Consider the following 18,009-nt stretch of genomic DNA (forward strand, 5'->3'; position numbering starts at 1 on the left):
TCATAACATTACAACTTACTTGTCCGGAGCTTATAACCCTTTTTTTAGATTGTCAAATACTCGCCTGTGGATAACTTTTCGCGCAAAAAGCAATTTAGATAAAAAGTATACTTTCGTACAAGTCACCGAAATAGACGCTTGACTTCACGCAATGTTTCCATTATTTTGTACAAGGTTTTCGCTTTATGGAGAAAAAGCGAAAACCTTATTTTCTATTTTCCTAATAAATACAGCGTTTTTATCACACATCTATTTTTCTCCTCTGCTGTACGAAAAAATAAATCTCTTGTAAAATAAGAGATATGACTCAAAAACATTTCGCTTTTTCTCCAGATTACGAAAACCTCACCTCTCAATATCCATATCCTAAAAATGGCCGCCTTCCACAAATGAATGCTGCATCACCACGAAAATGCTTAACAGGCTTAGAATGTCTTCAATTACAAAAGTATGCTTATGAGCAGCTTATTTATGCAAATAAAGTTTCTAATGTATACAAAGGTGTTTCTGCTGTTGTTAAAGCACTTATTATCATTATTGGTCTAAACACAGGACTTAGAATAACAGAGCTTACTAGTACTTGTTGGGGAGACTTTGTTATTGATTCGAATTGTGTGTTTGTACGTAATGGAAAAGGTCAAAAAACGCGGTATGTTTATTATCCACCATCAATTGTAAATCCTGCAATAATTGATGCGCACGCTCTTTTTTCGAAGTGGAAACTTCCAAATAAATTTGATGATTGGGTTTTTTATTCCGTCACGAAAGAAAACTCTTATTCTCAAAGGGCGTTACAGCTTTGCATGAAAAAAATAATCACCAAGCTCAATATTAGAAATCATTTGAGTCCGCACTCATTACGCCATAGTTTTGCAGTTAATTTTTATTTGGCTAGTGGCAAAGATATTAAAGCAGTTCAAGAGCAATTGGGACATACCGATATCAAAACAACACAGATCTATCTTTCCACTTTGATGCCGACAATTAATGAGACATTGCGCAAAATGTATCCAGATTTTCAAAAATCTCGGTGTCAGTTATGAAAATAGTTGCTTTTACAGCGCAGTCATTTGGCTTTGGTCCTGTGCGTAAAATGATTGCCATTGCTGAAAAACTAAATGGTGTATATAAAATTTTTTTTGGTTCGGGTGTCGCCTACGACTTTGCCAAGGCGCACTTTTTTGACGAATATCATTATTTGAAGCACAACGAAGACACAGAGATTCTTTCTATTCTTAACAGAAGTAATATATTTATCAATGTCATGGATTTTGAGCTAGGAGGTACTGCTAAAAAGTCGAGTTGTCAGTGCATTGTAGTGGATTCATTGCTATGGTTTTATCCATTTCGTCCAGATGTAGACTACGCGGACTATTATTTTGTGCAGGATTTTTTTCGCTCTTCTCGCGAAAGGTTAAAACAATATAGTATAAAAAATGCGCGTATCATTGGTCCAATCGTGGAATACAACGAAAAGAAATATAAAATCATAAAGCAGTGCATCATAAATTTTGGTGGAAGCGACGGTAAGGTTTGTAACTCTCATATTGCCGTAGGTAAGAATACCAACTACCCATTTATTATATTGCGCGTTTTGCTTCCATTATTACGCATCTATTTTAAAAACATCTTGGTTGTTGGCAGGCAAAGTGTTGTTGATGCGTGTTCCGAGAGATTTGCGATGAAAAATGTATCTTTTGTGATGCTGAAATCGAAAGACATGCTCAAGGAACTGTCGCGATCACAAGCATTATTTTCAGTGCCAGGTATACACAGCTTTTTAGACGCGGCAGACAAATTGCCTATTTTTTTCTTGCCGCCAAGTAATCATTCGCATCTAGAAAATCTTGATGTTTTTATCGAGCATGCGGTAACAACATCGTACTTTTCGTGGTCTCAGTACTATAAATTGCAGTTTGGCAATACAATGTCTCGCCAGCAAAAAATAGATACTGTTTTGCAGACAATAAATCATTTTGATCGTGATTACCATGCCCAGCAAGAGTTACAAAAAATAGTTCGTAGTTTTATAGAGAATGAGGGTGTATGGTCGCAAACAGTTCTTCAACAGAAGAAAAAACTACAATCTTTAGGAGAGAATGGTTTAGAAGCGATTATCATCACAGTAAAAGAGCTACTGCAATCGTTAAATAACGAGTATGCTCACAATAAGCACGCAGCGGTATAATAACTAAAAACTTTGACAGTCGATAAATAATATAGGCCTCAACGGCTTTAATAAAACTTCATATAAGATATAACAAGAATAACTAGTATTTTATTTTAGAGTGACAAAGTGTCACTTCAATTTCAAGTGCCAAAGTGTCACTTCAAAAATACTCGCTTTTCACACCTAAATATAAGATAATTAATATTTTATTTTAGAGTGACAAAATGTCACTTCAATTTCAAGTGCCAAAATGTCACTTCAAAAATATGATGCATTTTATAGGTAACAAAATGAACAAACCAGCTATTAATATAGAGAATACTTCGTATTCAGTGCTTGAGTTACCAGTAAGGCCAAAAGCTTTATTGGATAAAACTGTAGCAACAATATTCCAAATAGAAACGAAGTACCTCAACAGAATAGTTTCGCGTAACAAGAAAAAATTTCCCGAGGATTTTTGCTTTATACTAACAGACGAAGAAATAGAGATTTTGAAGTGCCAAAATGTCACTTCAAATCCAAGAGCGTTCAATCGAAGTAATCCTAAAGCGTTCACTTGGGAAGGATGCAACAGTATCGCTTTACTACTGCGCTCTGATCAAGCTGCGCAAAAGTCTGTTGAAATTATTCGTGCCTTTACCACTTTTGAAAGACTCAGCCATTCCACAGCGACAGATTTACCACAAATGATTTCATCAGCTGTTGTTCATGATCGACGCTTAATCAAAGCCGTTGTCAATGAAATTGATTTTATCAAAACAGCCATAAACTCTATGCAAAATAGACTTGATAGTCTAGAAGAGTTATTACATACACATACGCCGCAAATAGAAAAAGTAGACACAACATGTATATCTCCAGAGCAAGCAGAAAAACTACGGGAGATAGTTAAACAAAAGACAAAAAATCGCAAGCAAATGTACAAAATTTGGCGTGACTTTAAGCAGCACTTTAACCTGAATCGTTATACGCAATTGCAGACTAACGAGTTTAAAAATGCGGTGTTGTGGTTGAATATGTACAAACTCTAAATGTAAGTTGCTACTACGCTCTAGGTTGAATTTTTAACGTACATAGAGATAAATCGTAAAAGAACTACTGTACTCGTCAAACAACTCCACATGTTCACAATAAGCACGTAGCGGTATATAATATAATAACTAAAAAGTTTAACAATCAACTATATGTTTTATAATCTCGAATTACTTGCCGTAGCTATCGGTTTATTTTTCACTGCTTATCAAATGCGACAAACATGGAAAATGAATTCGCTTAAAATAGAATTGGTATATAAACAACGCTTCGATGAGCTTAACCAAGATCGCCAAGAATTTCATGATCTGCACAAAAAACAAACGAGTCTCAGTAGCCTAAAAAGAGAAGACGAAGAGTTGTACAATAAAATTATCAACTGGGAAAATCGGTACTTTCATTACGAATTTGATCGTTTTATCATTGGACACAAACGTAGAGCAGTCCCAAAATCACTAAAGAAAGCTTGGGATTGCTCTTTGCAATCGGCGATGAAAAACCCCATTCACAAGCAAGCGTGGGAACTAGAAATTCGCAAGGAATACTTCTTGGACAAAGATTTTTACAACTTTGTCGACACTTCATCTAGAAAAATTTGCGATTAATCGCTTGCGATATTTGTCTGTTGAGACTTTGTTTTTAATATACTTGTCATCACCGGATCATAGAGAATTCTTTCATACTCTCGGCTAAATTCGCGCATTTTAGGATTAAACATATGTGAATATTGATTTGTGGTACTAATCGAAGCGTGTCCAAGAGCACTTTTCACTTCTTGCAGATATTTTGACTCCTGCGTCATGTGACTTCCCATCGTGTGACGGCCACAATGCGGCGTAATCGGTTTTTCTATACCTGCCTTAACCTTTGCACGACGAAAACATTTTCGTAGCCCTTGAGTTGTATAACGGCCGTTTTTTGATCGTGGCGAGAAAAAAAACGGTGCGTCAGCATCGATGGACTCACCAATAGATTTCTTCCACTGTAAATACTCATGAATAATAAACTGCGCAGACCAACCAAATATCGGCACATCACGAGGAATATTTCCTTTGGTGTTCTTCAATCCAATATGCGCTGGCATTTTCTTGTGGTCTTGGAGCATAAGACCAAGCAATGTACTACGCAAAACGTCCGCAAATTCTGCTTTATTTTGCGTTTTGAACTTATCAATGATATCCATCGCTGATTGTGGTAATTGCGGTTTTTGTTTTTCACGCAATGCATCATTGTATTGGTGAATGTGACCACAGAGTAGATTAGGAGACTCTGCAATGCGAAATCCCCAAAGAGAGGTATTAACCACCATCCAATCAATAATATGATGCCTGTCACCATTTTTTATGGCATCTTCTTTTTCAAGATAATTTACAAGAAGTAATAATGATATCTCAAATTGACTCAATACTTGGTGGCATCGCGGAGAATAACGACCGCGTGATTTTTTTTGTGATTTATGTGATTGTCTTTTCACGAGAAAAGGAAACTCGCGAAAAACATGTTTTTGGCTAAGGTTAAGCATATATCAAGGATTTAGTAGACATGAATTAAATTTAGTGGTAGGTTGAAGAAAATTATTATAAATACAAAATTTGCTATCGTTACCACAAAATGGCATTTTTCAACACGAAAGGAGTTTCCTTTTCTCGTGTTTTCGAAACTCGCCGTGTAAAGGGACAGTAACCATAGTATATTTTTTACACTTTGTCAATATGTCTAAACAGATAGCCTCAACAGAAGAATTAAATAAAATACAGATGTTAGAATTCATCTGGATTAGTATCTATAACAACAGATACAATTTAAGTGATAAACAATGGAAAGAATACAACGAGTTTATGCACGACTATTTACTAAATGAACTAGAACTGAGATGGCTTGAATTTTATAGAAATAAAGATAATTTAAACCAAGATCAATGGAAAGTTTATGAGAGACTTATACATCAGTACTTACGGCTGGTCTATTCTAAAAGTTAACTTGAAAGTTTTTTATCAAAAGAGTACTAGATACTACTCAGATGTTTTTGTCGTGTAAGAATCGTTTAATCGCTTAATAATTTCTGGAGAGATGTCCATAGTATTTTTCCAATATAAAACTTTTCGATTGTCAAAATACTTCCAAAGCTTTTCAGTAGAAGGATGTCCCCAACTCTTATCTGAAGAAACGTGGGATGTATCAAGATCGTCAACTTTCAAAATAACGCTAATATTATTTATTTTAGCATATAGGTCAACCTCATCAAAAATTTCTTTAAAAATAACTTCTGCTGAACTGTTTAACTTTGTATACAAAATATTTTTTAAACGCTCAAACTCCTTTTTAAATTTTTCTCCAAGTATTTTTCTTTTTTTCCTAATCTCCAAATTGCTATTCACTCGACGAGATGACATCGGGTATATCGGGTATTTTGCTATATCTTTGTCATATTCATTCTTTGCCTTTATGGTATCTTTTTGGTAAGAGTCACGAATTTTATTTTTAATATCAATAGCTTTTTGATATTTAATAAATATCTCTCTTACGTTAACAACTTTAATACTTGGTGATTGTAATAGCTGTAATTTTAATTTGGTAATTTCCTCTTTTAATTTAGCATTTTCTTTTTTTAATTCATCAAAGGTTTGCGCCAAAGCTAATGAAAATAAAAAGTACAGAATAAATATAGATTTCATTTGTTTTTCCTAAAAATATGAACTCCGAAAATAGTATCATAGCTATTTTTTTAGTGGCGATTTTTAATAAGAGAGAATTTTTTGCAATAGAGACGTAATTTTACATTGGTAAAATTTAGCTTACAGGGATAGATTCTAATCTTTTTAAAAGATTATTTATTTTGGCATTCAGCTCGATACAAGGATGAATAAAACTACACTCATTACTTTCGAACTTACAATAAACCTTTATGCCTTGTTCGGAAAAATCAAAAGCGATGTACGGTTGATGTGGTTCCAAACCATACCTTCGCGATCTCGATAACATAAGAGTCCACAGAGATTGCCCTGCACGTAGTGTTTTATCGTAGCCATAATCACGCATCGTTTTAATGAAATTTTCAACTTCTGCAGAACAAGAAAAACTGCTGTGCTCATAAAAGTTTTCTATTCCTTGCCAACTTTTGACAAATTCTCCTTCTACAGGTTTACCTTTCTCGTAATAATCCGCAAGTTCTCCTATTTGAAGCCACGGAAAATTCTTACGCATTACGGAAGGTTTCGCGTTATCATAAATCCACTTCTTCAAAACATTTGCAAAAATCGAAGAGTTATCTACTTGGTATTCAAAAAGTACGCATTCATCCCAAGTAAACCTTGCATCAGGAAACTTATTTTTTCCATAAAATGAAAGATAACATGCGCGGTTTCCTTTTGAAAAGTTAAGATTGTAAATATCTGCTATATGATGTTCTATTTCTGAATGTATTGCATTTTCAATTTCGGGAATACTTACCATTACTTCTTTGCGCAGTCTTATAAAGTCTCGTTTGTGCTGATCAACAAATGGAAAGTTTTCATGTAGAACATTGATACTAGCATTTGTTAGCCAATTATCAACAGCTGCAATAGTTTGATCACTATCATTAATGCGAGATGTAGCTACTGGTTCTTCTTGATGCATAAAATCTGTATAATACTCGGGGTCATCAAAGCAATTAACAATACAAGAAAATTCGTTTCTCTGGACAATACATTCCCAATGCACTCCGGCACCTTTTATTGAGATTTTAAAAGCTTTTGATTTAAAATGCTTGCGCAGTTTTTTATGCATTTTCTTCGCATATACTTCCTCTTGGTATTTCACCGTTCTACACCTACTTTCTCTTCTTCCATCATCGTTCAATCGTTATTGGGAAACTTTGTTGTTTGTCTTTTTCACGTGTAAATATACGATTTTACCTTGTCATCTATTATAGATGCGTTTTCATTGTGCAAGTTCTATCCTTGACAAAATGTTTATTTTACCACTCATCCCACGTATCATCAAATTCTTCCAATGAATCATCCCATGTTGTTTTCTCTTGCTCTTCTGGAGTCAAAAATTTACTTGTATAATCTTTTCCTGTAATTTCATTTAAAGCTTTTACCAGTAATTTTTTTCTATCTGTAGATTTAAAATTCAATTTCAGCAATTCTGGTACTACACTAGATATTTTCTTATTGACAAACGTTAGTAAAATCATTTTTACTAATCGCTTACTATCATCATCTTCGGAATTAGTATACAAGTGTATTTTTTTCATGAATTTTGTAGCAATTTGCTGATCGACGAAATCCATTTTGTCGATTGCTTTGACTACTGAGATTTGAATATCGATACTTTTATGATCCAACAATCGTAAAAGTGATTTGCGCAAAAATGGATACTTTGGAGAGGCAACACGACTAATAAATTCAATAGCTTGCCACTGAATATATTCTTCTTTATCGTATAAAAGTTTGTGTATGAGTCTCATTACAACTTCATTTTCTTTTCCAATTTGTCGCAAAGACTCAAGTATACTAATTTTATTTACTTTTGACATTGATGGATACAAATCAACAAGTAATGAAGTCACAGGCGCTTTGACATTACCTAAAAAATATATTATTCCGTTTGTATTAGGAGAATGGGGTCTTTTCTTTAGTAAATCTATAAATGCTGTTGTTAACTTAGGGTAATTTTCGTGGTGTTTATTCGCAAATTCTAAAATAAGTTTTATTGTATCATCATTCGTTTTTGTTACATCCTTTAAGAAAAATGAAATTTTCTTAGGAAAAATCCATATAACTTCGTTTTGTTTCATTTTTGTATACGAGTTTGGTTGGTGCTTTTCTTTATTTTGTGGAGTTTTGGGATCATAAACAGAAGTTACTTCATAATCGGTAAAAGAGGAATAGACCTTAGTATAACTATCACTAGTGAGTTTCGCAGTACCAACAGCACTACCTACTGAAATAGCACGATATTTGATTTTGTAACTAAGTTTTTCATCTGGTGATAATAAAGAGATTTTCATAAAAGTTATTGTGTTTTTAGCTTGTTGGTAGTTTTTGGGCTCAGCTGCGATAAACTCTAGATGCTCAGAGAGAGTATATACTAAACGTATACCAGTTAAAGCCGACAAGCTATGATTGTGTATAGTTACTACATTCACTCCCTCTTCCCCAATTTTTAGTGGATCTTCAATATCATAAGTGGTAGCAATTGGAAAGCCAGAACAAATTAAGCATCTTATTGGTGAAGTTAGATAATTACGACAAATTAGTGTATTTTCGGAAAAAACTTCTACACGAAAATTGATCAGTGTATTGAAAAAACGATAGTACTGACGAGACCACATTAACGGTATAGCTACTGTTTTGCCTTCTTCAATTTTATCAAAATGCCAGATTAAAGTGCGATTTTTACGATCAAAATCATCAGCTAAGTACGAAACAAATTGTAAAGCAAACGGAACATGTAATACAACTTTTATACCGTAAACATTATAAGGTTGCAAATTCGCAATACGAATTTCCCATGGTGGTGACAATCCAGTACGATTATATTTAAAAAAAGCGTCTAAATCCCCTTGTACTTTTGTACGACTCTTCTCAACATACAAATCAATTTCTAACAACGTGTGTTTAGCAATTGCTTGAACTTGTGTATTTTTATCTTTTATAAGGGAAGATACAAAATGCTTCGCTACATTAGCTAAGTCCATTCGGGCAATATTTACAATCGTGTCAGCGGCAAGCTGTTTGTTTTCTCCACGCCTAACGATATCAACTAGAAGTATAAGTATTTTTTCACAAAGCTCTTGATTTTCTACTTGAAAAAAACGTTGGTACAATTTATGAATATTTTGTTCTTCGTTTTGCAGTAAGCGATTTTCTATTTCTGCTATCTCGTATTTCCATTGCGTTTTCTCATTTTGCGCAAATAGTGCAGCTAGAAATGATAACAGTAAAATCGATATTTTTGTTTTCATCGCTTCTCCCCTAAAAAAAGATCTCACGCTCTTGTACTGATGAAGGTGTCTTCAATTGTGCATACCATGAAATTTATCGTTTAGAACTTAAATGTTAGCTGGTTTTTGTTTGGATATTTTAAATGTGAATAAACAAATTTTTTTGTAAAAATTTCCATTTGCGTTGGACTATAGTCTTTGTGAAGTCATAATTTTTGTTGTAGTTCTAGTATAATCAGATCTTTGTTAGGGGTTTTAACGCGAGACAATATCACATCTATGTAGTTTTCTACACTTTGAAAAATATACCAAAGTTTATAGTAAACTTGTTTTGCCAGTTCTTCTAGTAGTGGAATTGCGTTGGCCAAAATATCAACAATATCCTGTGATATAAAATCACGCGCTAGTGCAAAAGCTGTCAAAACACGAACCATTTCCGAATGATGAGATAAAAAAGAATGTAAATTTAAATCAAGTAGTACATCGGCATCCGCCAACATACCAATTGTAAATATTAGATTAACTATTTCGACTGCATTAGAAGCTTTTGATAGATGTACTGCTAATAAAGGCAAAGTTTTCGCGCTATTTTCAGGGAACAAAGATAAAATATAAATGGTTGCTATTCTAAGTTGAATATCTTCGCTACCTAAGAAAGTTACTAGTATACAAACCCCATTTTGTACTGCGTTATAACATTTAACTTCATGTTCTTGCGAATCTTGACGAAAAACAAAAGCGTTTAAGCCATTTGCTACATATTCATCTGGATATCCTACAGCTAGGTAAGATAGTAACTCTACTATTTCATGTTTATCAGGTGTATCTGTTGAGGATAATAACTGATAGAAAAAAGGAATCGTATAGCTTGTCGCTTCATAACGTGTTCCCTGGTGGATAATATTGCTATAAAGTTTAGATAGAGCTTTTTCACGTAATTCTTTATCTTTACTCGTCAATGCACGAATTTGAAATGGAACATCGTATGCGGAATTATACGCATGACTAAGTTTTTCCCAGTCAATGTACCTTAATGCTTTTTCATTAAGCATTGTTTTCATCCTATTATTTTGCAGTTAGATCATAAATTAGTTGTCTACACAGAGTAACAATTTTACTATATGTAGAAAACAGCTATCTGATTTTGTTTTGAATAACGATATATCGCGTATGTAGATTTTTCAATTATTTCAAGATGCTTCATTGGAAGAAAGCAAAAAATATGAAAGATTGGTTTTTCCCCAAATGTAATAAATGTAAGGCAAAGAAAAATCCCGGCAGCTTGATTCGTTATCTGGACCTCTATTATTGCACAAGTTGTGTAGATGAAAAAAAATGTTGTAACAAATGCTCTCAAGAACATCACTTGGAGCTCTTTCAGTATTGTACTACATGTCATGAAGAATATTGCTATCTTTGCAATTGTAGGTGTGCAGACGAAATGATTTTGAATGCTGAGGAAAAATTTGCTAACTGCCCAAATAAGGGCAATGAAATGGGTAAATATCATGGTACTTTTAGTGGTAGGTGTGACATTTGTTATTATCCTCTGATTATAGAAACTCAAAAGGAAAAAACTTACACAGCAATACATCCAGATCAGATGTACTGTAATTGCGGCTGTAAATTTGATCTTTTACATTTTCCTCGTCGAATTTTTTGCGAAGTTTGCGATGGAACTTGGAAAGTGAAAGGAAATTATTGTGTTGATTGCGATGATGAAATAGACAATAAGCGAAAAGAAAAAAAATGTAATCGCTGTCTAAAATTTTATGAAAAACATGGTGTTTCTTATCTATGTAATTCATGCCAAAAACAATTAGGTGTTAGTTGGCTGAAGGACAAAAACGAATCAATTTGGGTTTGTAACAGTTGTAAATTTCTCCAAAATCAGAGATGGTAAAAAAACAGTTTTCTAGAAAAATCCTTGTTTCTGTGTCATAGATATAGCTACTATAAACAACAACATTAATTTACTACTCATTTCGTTTTACAAAGGCAAACAAATGAAAAACAAAACGAAAAAGATAATTGTTAAAGTTATTTTAGTTATGTCTATTATTGTTTCTGTCTTATCAGCTACCTACATTTCGTTAATTTACTACGGAAGTATAAAATTCAAATGGGAAAAGCAACAGCCCTAGTCACGAAAGATGGTACTTTTAGATGTACCGTGGGTTTAAGCGATAATTACAATTTATCTTTTTGTCAATACAAACCTTGGTGCTATTTTATTTATTTAGCTTTTGATGATGGTAAAACTTGGCAAGTTGTTTGGAGTTCGCTACATAAGTCTTACATTATATTTGAAGGCGGTTTGCCAATTAATTTTGACAATTAAATTTTATCTCGAAACATTGTTGCCATAGACTAATACACATCAGTAACTTCTTCTTCAGTGATAGGTATTTTAAAAAATTCGGATGTCATGTATATCTTTACCCGAGTCTCACCTGGATATACTGCTTTTGCTTGAATTTTCCATTCCTTTTTTTGCTTAGGTTGCAAAATAGGGTAAAAAATCGTAATCCGCTTATCGTTTATGGTGAATTTTGTGTCTCCATCTACATTGATAAGAGACATTTCTCTTGGGAGTACAATTTCAAATTTTACGTTACGAAATGGAGAAATATCTAAGTTTGTTATCTTAATGGTATAAATAGTTTCGTCACCTATTGTCAGCGGATCAATGCTGTCAAAGCATTCTAATAGAAACCTCCCTCCACACCCTTTCCAGTCTGTACAACATTCTGCTCTTTTACTTAAACCTTCCGCAGTTTTTACATTTACTTTAAAACAATGTGTGCAAATGCCAATAACCGTAAGATTGTATTCCTTTTCTTCACCAGGAGCTAACAAACCCACGTTCCAAGTTATTGACTTACCAGATATCGAAGGATTCCCCTCAACAGAAACGATTTTTATCAAGTCAGAATTTCCAGTAATGGTCACATAACGTCCATATATATTTACCCCAGTCAAATCTTTATTACCATTATTTCTAACCGTAACACTAAGGACAGTACGCTTGCCAGAATAAGCGATTCCCGGACAGTCATTGACGCTGATACTCAGTCCTGTATATGCTGTTTGAGTTTTATTCTGCTCGGCTATTTTTATAGCATTATCTATTTTTTCTTGGCTCTGTTCTATGTTAAGGATTTCTTGGTTATTCTCAATGTTATCCGAGATAACATCTATTTGAGTACTTTTCTCAGAGTAAACGTAAGTACTTTCTTCTTCAGTTACTGGTTTCTTCAAATAATCGGAAGTAACATAAACTTTTACTCGCGCATCTCCCGCTTCTATCGCTTTTGCTTTAATCTTCCATTGGATTTTTTGTTTAGGTTGTAAAAGAGGATATGGAACTACCACTACGCGATTACTGTTTATAGTGCATATAGAATCTCCACTAGCACTGATGGGACAAATTTCTTTAGGAAAGACAGCCTCTATCCTTACATTGTGTTGCGGCGAAAATCCTCCAATATTTGTAACTTCAATAGTGTAAACAGTTTCTTTATTTACAGTAAGTGGATCAACACTGTCGAAAACTTCAAGCAATAATCGTTCAGAACACCCAACCCACTGAATACAGCATTTTGCTTTTTGATAAACATCTTCTGTCGTATTTACTACAACTTTAAAGCAATGTTCGCAACCTTTGGCAAGAAGTGCCACAGAGTATGTTTTTTCTTGCTTTGCTTCCAAGCGATCTATTTTCCAAACAATAGAGCGTTGAGAAATAGAAGAATTATTTTCTCCAGAGATGATCACTGCGAGATTGGGATTTCCAATCGAAGTGACAAGGCTTCCAGTAATCACTATATCATTCAAGTTTTTATCACCAGTATTTTTGATAACGACGTCTGCTTTAACTCTCTTTCCTGCCCAAGTCTTACTGGGGCAATTTATTTTAACACTTAACGATGGTGATCTAGCATCGTCGATTTTTTGCTTTGGTATATCAGTAGATTTTTTTCCGTCTTTATTTGATGTTTCAGATACTTTTTCACTATCGACTGTTTTTACCGGCGCTTGCTCGTCTAATCTCAAAAAAATTTTGTTTTTCAACTTAGCACTATCTTGGCTTTGAGCACCTGTCTCTTCAGAATTTTTCTCGTGCTTGGGAATGAACTTACTTACACTTGGACCACGCTCTATGTTTTTATTGCAACCATTCATCAATATAATGGTCACAAAAATTCCCCATACAAATTTTCGCATAGCGTCTACCTCTTTTATTTTGTGTCCTTGATTATTTGAAGTGCCAAAATGTCACTTCAAAATACTGGCTTTTCGCACCTAAATATAAGATAATTATTATTTTACTTTAGAGTGCCAAAATATCACTTCGAAAAACATGATATATTTTGCAGGTAACAAAATGAACAAACCAGCTATCAATATCGAGAATACTTTGTATCCAGTACTTGAATTGCCTGGAAGACCGAAAGCTTTATTGGATAGAACTGTCGCAATCATTTTCCAAATAAATAAGGAAATCAAGGTGAAATACATAATCTTACTTCTCGTAACCCTGGCGTGTTTAAACGCACAACAAGACATCTCAAGCAATAGCTTAATATTATCGCTAACAAATAGTAGCAAAGTAATTTCTCTTAATACACCACTAACCACTACTATGACCGTCAAAAATACATCGTCGCAAGTACTAAGTAACTTGCAATTAGAGTTAAAACTTCCAAATGCATTGCAATCTATCCCCTCACAACCACATCAAAACACAAAGAAAACTTTTCGATGGAAAATTTCCGAACTTGGGGCACAACAAACAAAAGTTTTTAAAATCACCACACGTGGAGTTTTACAAGGTGTTTACTTACTAAAAGCTAGCTTATCGATACCATACAATGGCCTATTGTTAAATATTTGCCAAAGAGATGCATTAATAAAAATTGCTAGTTTTGGTTCACGTGTGGGGCCTCAATACGATACAGATGATCCTGTAGGAGTAGGGCAACAAACTACTTACGTTTTCACTCTAAAAAACGAAGGAACATCAGAAGCTACAATGATTTGGGGGATTGATCATATTCCACAACAAATGGAGTTTGTTAGAGCAGAAGGACCAACAGAGTATTGGTATGATCCACAGAAAAAAACTGTTATTTTTTTCTCCCGTTAAAGTACTTTCCCCTGGAGAAAAATTGGTATATAAAATCTATTGCAAAGCAATTAAACCCGGCTCAGCAACAAATACAATAAAAATATCTTACGACCAATTTTCCAAATTCATCATTTCCGAAGAATCTACATCCATTTACGAGTAAAGCAAAAAGATAGATAATAACAAACAACTTATTTATAGTCAGTATACATTGTGTACAAAACTGTCATGCGATCTTGTGGTTGAAGACATATAACCTATAGATGTTCGGAGAAATTTTTATGGTAAAAGCAAAAAATCCTTGGAAATACACATCATTTACCTGCATTCTAATCATAATAGGTCTGGGTATTACTTTAGTCATTATTTTACGCCAAGAAACCATAGAACACGATTTTGCTCTTGATAAGAACTACACTGTAAAAATTAGAGCTACAGGAAACTCTGTACAAGGCTATATTGTTGATTTTTGCATGCTACACAATGGAAAATATGATTTTATAAAAAAGATAGGTCATATCCAAAAACGTGAAAACTTTGCGAAATACTATAAACTTCTTCAAATGCGACCACACGGATTTTATTTACCCAATTCCCCTATGACAAAATACATCAAGTGTAATTGGGGATATTGGTTAAAAGGTGAATCATTAAACGGATTTCACTGGAGAAAAGGTTCTCCGCTATTAATTTCTATTGCGGACACTAACAATGATGGGATTGTAGATGTTTTATGTTGTAGTTCGTTGATTTTCGATAAAGACGGCTGCTATTTTGATGATTATACACCACCATTTTTCACCGATACAAATCATGATGGATTTTTTGATTTAGAACAGGATAAAGAAGGATGTTTTGGCGGAAGTCTACATCAAAAAGAAATATTACAACCTGTACCCCTTATATACGAGATAATAAAGAAGCGAAAATCAAAAGTGAAAAAAGCTACTATTGCTGCTCTTTTAAAAATGAAAGCTCGTGAAGATGAGGCTAAAAACATTGTTTTTCAATTAGCGCAAGATAAAGATTTATCGATAAGAAAGCTTTCTTTGCAGGCATTAGGGAATATGCCATACAGGGAAAAAACGATTACTGCCACGAAAAAGGCTCTTGTTGATCAGCAATGGGAAGTTCGGGTCGCCGCGATTGTAACTTTGGGGAAAATGAAAACATATTTAGTACGGCACTTATCTCGACGCGAAAGCAGTAGAATAGAAAACGAAGAGCAATATTTATATTCGCCGATAGAAATCATGCGAGAAGTCGATTGTATTGATCTACTAACACTAAGAGCGATAAACGATGATTCTTGGCAAGTAAGAGTTGCTGCTATTCAGGCTCTAGGCAAAATAGGTGTTGAATTTTTAACGTATAGAGGAATAGATTGTAAAAGAACAATACTGCAAAACAAAGTACTGCAAATAAAAAAAATACTTAGTTTATCTCGGCAAGATCAGCATGAATCAGTAGCACAAACAGCGACTAAAATGATTAAACAGATAGGTAATAAATAACCTTGCTGAATCTGGCCAAACTGAGAAATCTATTGTTGTGTTGAGATCTAAGTGTATTTTAGTCGTAGCAGATAGCGAAAGCTATTCCGTGGATTTTACCGCCTCGTAATTAGCAACAAAATCCTCAAATTTCTTTTGAACATTTTCATTTTCAAATCGTATGTCCATGGAGTGGTCATCATAGACTCTTTCAATAACAAAAGGATTATCGGTGTTTTTTGAAAGTTTAACCGCTGTTGTAAGTAAAGATATCGGAACTAGCATAATCAAGAACATATCAAATAACCGAAAATTATTTCCCGCAAAAAATTGAAAATAAATATAATTAACTCCAATAGCGAATAGTACATCTAGCCACGGCCTCAGCAAGTATTTTTTTGGCCTTTTACTACATTCTTCGCAAAGAGCCCATGCCAGATTATAAGAAACGCTTGCTCCTAAAGAAGCAAAAGCGATGTTCCAGCCCACAGGAGTATGAGAACTTTTCACTAAAAATTTAGGTTCTTTACCGCAATAACCACAAAAAGGGAACTCTGCCAACACTCTTGGATCTGCTTTTGTACTTTTGGATGTCATTTTGTACTCCGAAATTTAAATTATAGACTGCACAAATTCCTTTGCTCACGCTCAAGCCTAAAACATGCATCTAAGATTTAGCTACACATTTTTGACCTGTAATTATCCAAATAGCATTTTCTTTTTTTAGAAAATACAATATACATTCACTATTCAAATCGTTGTGGCTTTGATAAACGATAATTGCGGCAAGATTAGATGTCTAACTATATCCCACTCTTGACAAACGAATCAATCCCTTGGCATTGGAATATTCTTCGTAAAATTTTTTCCAATTATCTCCAAGTAGCTTGTCATTTAGAAAAATTTCTTCATGCTTTTTTTTTGAAAGAATATTTTTAGTGATTACATTTTGTAGATTGTACTTTTGCCGACTATTTGTAACTAAATCTTCTACAGCCTCAACATGTTCTTTGGATACAAAACTTTTTAGTAAACCGTTTGCTCCAAGTTCATATACCAAGTTTTCGATCTCTTCTACGCTTTTCCCTTTCAGGTGTGTAATTAGTTTTCTTGTTTCGGTTTTACTTCTGTGCTCTCTTCTTCGGTCATTGGCGGGAAACGGAACTTCTCTAGCGATCCAGAAGTTAAATACACTTTAACACGAGCATCACCTGGAGATATTGCTTTTGCTTTAATGTACCATTGTATTTGTTTTCCAGGTAATAATATAGGATATGGAGTAACTGTTACACGTTGGCCATTGATGATACATTTTCCACTTCCACTTACAGGTGAAATTTCTTTTGGGAATACAACTTCTATTTTTACATTGTGGTGTGGTAAAGTTCCGTGATGCGTTACTTTAATAGCATAGGTAGTTTCTTCATCCACGGCCAATGAATCAATAGTATCAGAGCATTCTAATAATAAACTATATTTTATTAAACAGCCCATCCACTCTGTACAGCATTCTGCTTGTTTATGAATACCTTCTGCCGTATCTACTACAACTTTCAAGCAATGTTTACAACCTCCGCAGAAAATTACTACGGAATATTTTTTCTTTTCTCTAACATTTAATGAACCAATATTCCAAGTTGCCACACGATCAGAAACAAAAGAACTACCTTCAGCAGAAATAAACCGAATAGAATCAGGTTTACCGTAATGTGTGGTAAAGCTTGCGCGAATATTTACATCACTTAGCTTCATGTCTCCAGTATTTTCAATGGTAATAGTCGTTTGTACACGCTTAGCTGAAAATGCGATAGCTGGACAATTTACATTTACGTTTAATCCAGGCTTGCTACCATTCGTAAAGTTGACTATTTGTTGATCATTTGGTTTAGCCAATGCTTCATTGTTTAGATAAACTTTGTTTTCGAGTTTAGTTTGACTATAGTTCACTTGCTGTTGAGTATCTTGTTTTTGTGATAATATAGTAGGTTTTATCTCTTCTGCAGACAGCTTTGTAGTTTTATGACAACTCAATACCATTAAAGTTAGTAATATCGAGAGAATAACGATTACAAATTTTTGCATACTGCTACCTTCTTGCGATGGTTATTTTAAGCAACGTCCATGTATCTACATTGTTTTCTTACAGCTCACTACTACAGTTGGTAACCATTTGTAAACTAGTTTGTGCTTTGCATAGCTTATACAACTGTGGTATTGAGTAGCGCATCTATTGCTTTTCTCACCTATTTTG

The 18,009-nt window shown here is 34.0% G+C and carries 17 protein-coding genes; 8 read left to right on the plus strand and 9 right to left on the minus strand.

All coding sequences use genetic code 11. The features are described from left to right. Positions 1 to 302: 302 nt before the first annotated feature. From UABHE_RS19165 to UABHE_RS19180, 4 genes are all read left to right on the plus strand, one after another. A complete protein-coding gene (locus UABHE_RS19165; RefSeq protein WP_372364867.1) occupies positions 303 to 1,043 on the plus strand; it encodes a tyrosine-type recombinase/integrase in 741 nt (246 codons plus the stop codon). Beyond that, a complete protein-coding gene (locus UABHE_RS19170; protein ID WP_372364868.1) occupies positions 1,040 to 2,188 on the plus strand; it encodes a hypothetical protein in 1,149 nt (382 codons plus the stop codon). Before UABHE_RS19165 ends, UABHE_RS19170 begins: the two co-directional genes overlap by 4 nt. Positions 2,189 to 2,460: 272 nt before the next feature. Then, positions 2,461 to 3,201: an ORF6N domain-containing protein gene (locus UABHE_RS19175; protein ID WP_372364869.1), complete on the plus strand. Its 741-nt coding sequence runs from the start codon at positions 2,461 to 2,463 to the stop codon at positions 3,199 to 3,201. Between the two features lie 153 nt (positions 3,202 to 3,354). Next, positions 3,355 to 3,807 carry a hypothetical protein gene (locus UABHE_RS19180; protein ID WP_372364870.1) on the plus strand — a complete coding sequence of 151 codons (453 nt, stop codon included), beginning with the start codon at positions 3,355 to 3,357 and terminating at the stop codon, positions 3,805 to 3,807. Here UABHE_RS19180 and UABHE_RS19185 read toward each other — a convergent pair. The 5 genes from UABHE_RS19185 to UABHE_RS19205 all read right to left on the minus strand — a co-directional run bounded on the left by UABHE_RS19185 (position 3,804) and on the right by UABHE_RS19205 (position 10,186). Next, on the minus strand, positions 3,804 to 4,676 hold the full coding sequence (locus tag UABHE_RS19185) for a tyrosine-type recombinase/integrase (protein WP_372364871.1): 873 nt from the start codon (positions 4,674 to 4,676) through the stop codon (positions 3,804 to 3,806). The genes UABHE_RS19180 and UABHE_RS19185 overlap by 4 nt on opposite strands. Positions 4,677 to 5,214: 538 nt before the next feature. After that, positions 5,215 to 5,877: a hypothetical protein gene (locus UABHE_RS19190; protein WP_372364872.1), complete on the minus strand. Its 663-nt coding sequence runs from the start codon at positions 5,875 to 5,877 to the stop codon at positions 5,215 to 5,217. A 115-nt stretch (positions 5,878 to 5,992) separates the two neighbouring features. Further along, positions 5,993 to 7,003, minus strand: coding sequence for a hypothetical protein (locus UABHE_RS19195; RefSeq protein WP_372364873.1), 1,011 nt, complete (start codon positions 7,001 to 7,003; stop codon positions 5,993 to 5,995). Between the two features lie 157 nt (positions 7,004 to 7,160). Beyond that, entirely contained in the window at positions 7,161 to 9,155 is a 1,995-nt protein-coding gene (locus tag UABHE_RS19200) for a hypothetical protein (protein ID WP_372364874.1), read from the minus strand. Between the two features lie 185 nt (positions 9,156 to 9,340). Beyond that, positions 9,341 to 10,186 carry a hypothetical protein gene (locus UABHE_RS19205; RefSeq protein ID WP_372364875.1) on the minus strand — a complete coding sequence of 282 codons (846 nt, stop codon included), beginning with the start codon at positions 10,184 to 10,186 and terminating at the stop codon, positions 9,341 to 9,343. A 389-nt stretch (positions 10,187 to 10,575) separates the two neighbouring features. Here UABHE_RS19205 and UABHE_RS19210 point away from each other — a divergent pair, with 389 nt between their 5' ends. After that, on the plus strand, positions 10,576 to 11,037 hold the full coding sequence (locus tag UABHE_RS19210; RefSeq protein ID WP_372364876.1) for a hypothetical protein: 462 nt from the start codon (positions 10,576 to 10,578) through the stop codon (positions 11,035 to 11,037). A 103-nt stretch (positions 11,038 to 11,140) separates the two neighbouring features. Beyond that, positions 11,141 to 11,278: a hypothetical protein gene (locus UABHE_RS19215; RefSeq protein WP_372364877.1), complete on the plus strand. Its 138-nt coding sequence runs from the start codon at positions 11,141 to 11,143 to the stop codon at positions 11,276 to 11,278. Between the two features lie 226 nt (positions 11,279 to 11,504). Here the strand turns inward: UABHE_RS19215 and UABHE_RS19220 are convergent, their stop codons facing one another. Next, positions 11,505 to 13,361 (minus strand): hypothetical protein, encoded by a 1,857-nt coding sequence (locus UABHE_RS19220; protein WP_372364878.1) that lies wholly within the window; start codon positions 13,359 to 13,361, stop codon positions 11,505 to 11,507. 160 nt (positions 13,362 to 13,521) lie between these two features. Between UABHE_RS19220 and UABHE_RS19225 the strand changes: the two genes are divergently transcribed. After that, positions 13,522 to 14,283 (plus strand): hypothetical protein, encoded by a 762-nt coding sequence (locus tag UABHE_RS19225; protein WP_372364879.1) that lies wholly within the window; start codon positions 13,522 to 13,524, stop codon positions 14,281 to 14,283. Positions 14,284 to 14,546: 263 nt separating this feature from the next. Then, positions 14,547 to 15,779, plus strand: a complete 1,233-nt coding sequence (locus UABHE_RS19230; RefSeq protein ID WP_372364880.1) for a HEAT repeat domain-containing protein — start codon at positions 14,547 to 14,549, stop codon at positions 15,777 to 15,779. Between the two features lie 81 nt (positions 15,780 to 15,860). On the opposite strand, the gene UABHE_RS19235 is transcribed toward UABHE_RS19230, so the two are convergent. The 3 genes from UABHE_RS19235 to UABHE_RS19245 form a co-directional block, all read right to left on the minus strand. Further along, positions 15,861 to 16,355, minus strand: coding sequence for a hypothetical protein (locus tag UABHE_RS19235; RefSeq protein ID WP_372364881.1), 495 nt, complete (start codon positions 16,353 to 16,355; stop codon positions 15,861 to 15,863). Between the two features lie 202 nt (positions 16,356 to 16,557). Then, on the minus strand, positions 16,558 to 16,818 hold the full coding sequence (locus UABHE_RS19240) for a hypothetical protein (RefSeq protein ID WP_372364882.1): 261 nt from the start codon (positions 16,816 to 16,818) through the stop codon (positions 16,558 to 16,560). A gap of 41 nt (positions 16,819 to 16,859) precedes the next feature. Further along, positions 16,860 to 17,840, minus strand: a complete 981-nt coding sequence (locus tag UABHE_RS19245) for a hypothetical protein (RefSeq protein ID WP_372364883.1) — start codon at positions 17,838 to 17,840, stop codon at positions 16,860 to 16,862. Between the last annotated feature and the right edge of the window lie 169 nt (positions 17,841 to 18,009).

This window comes from Candidatus Uabimicrobium helgolandensis (genome assembly GCF_041508025.1).
Taxonomy (GTDB): Bacteria; Planctomycetota; Uabimicrobiia; order Uabimicrobiales; family Uabimicrobiaceae; genus Uabimicrobium; species Uabimicrobium helgolandensis.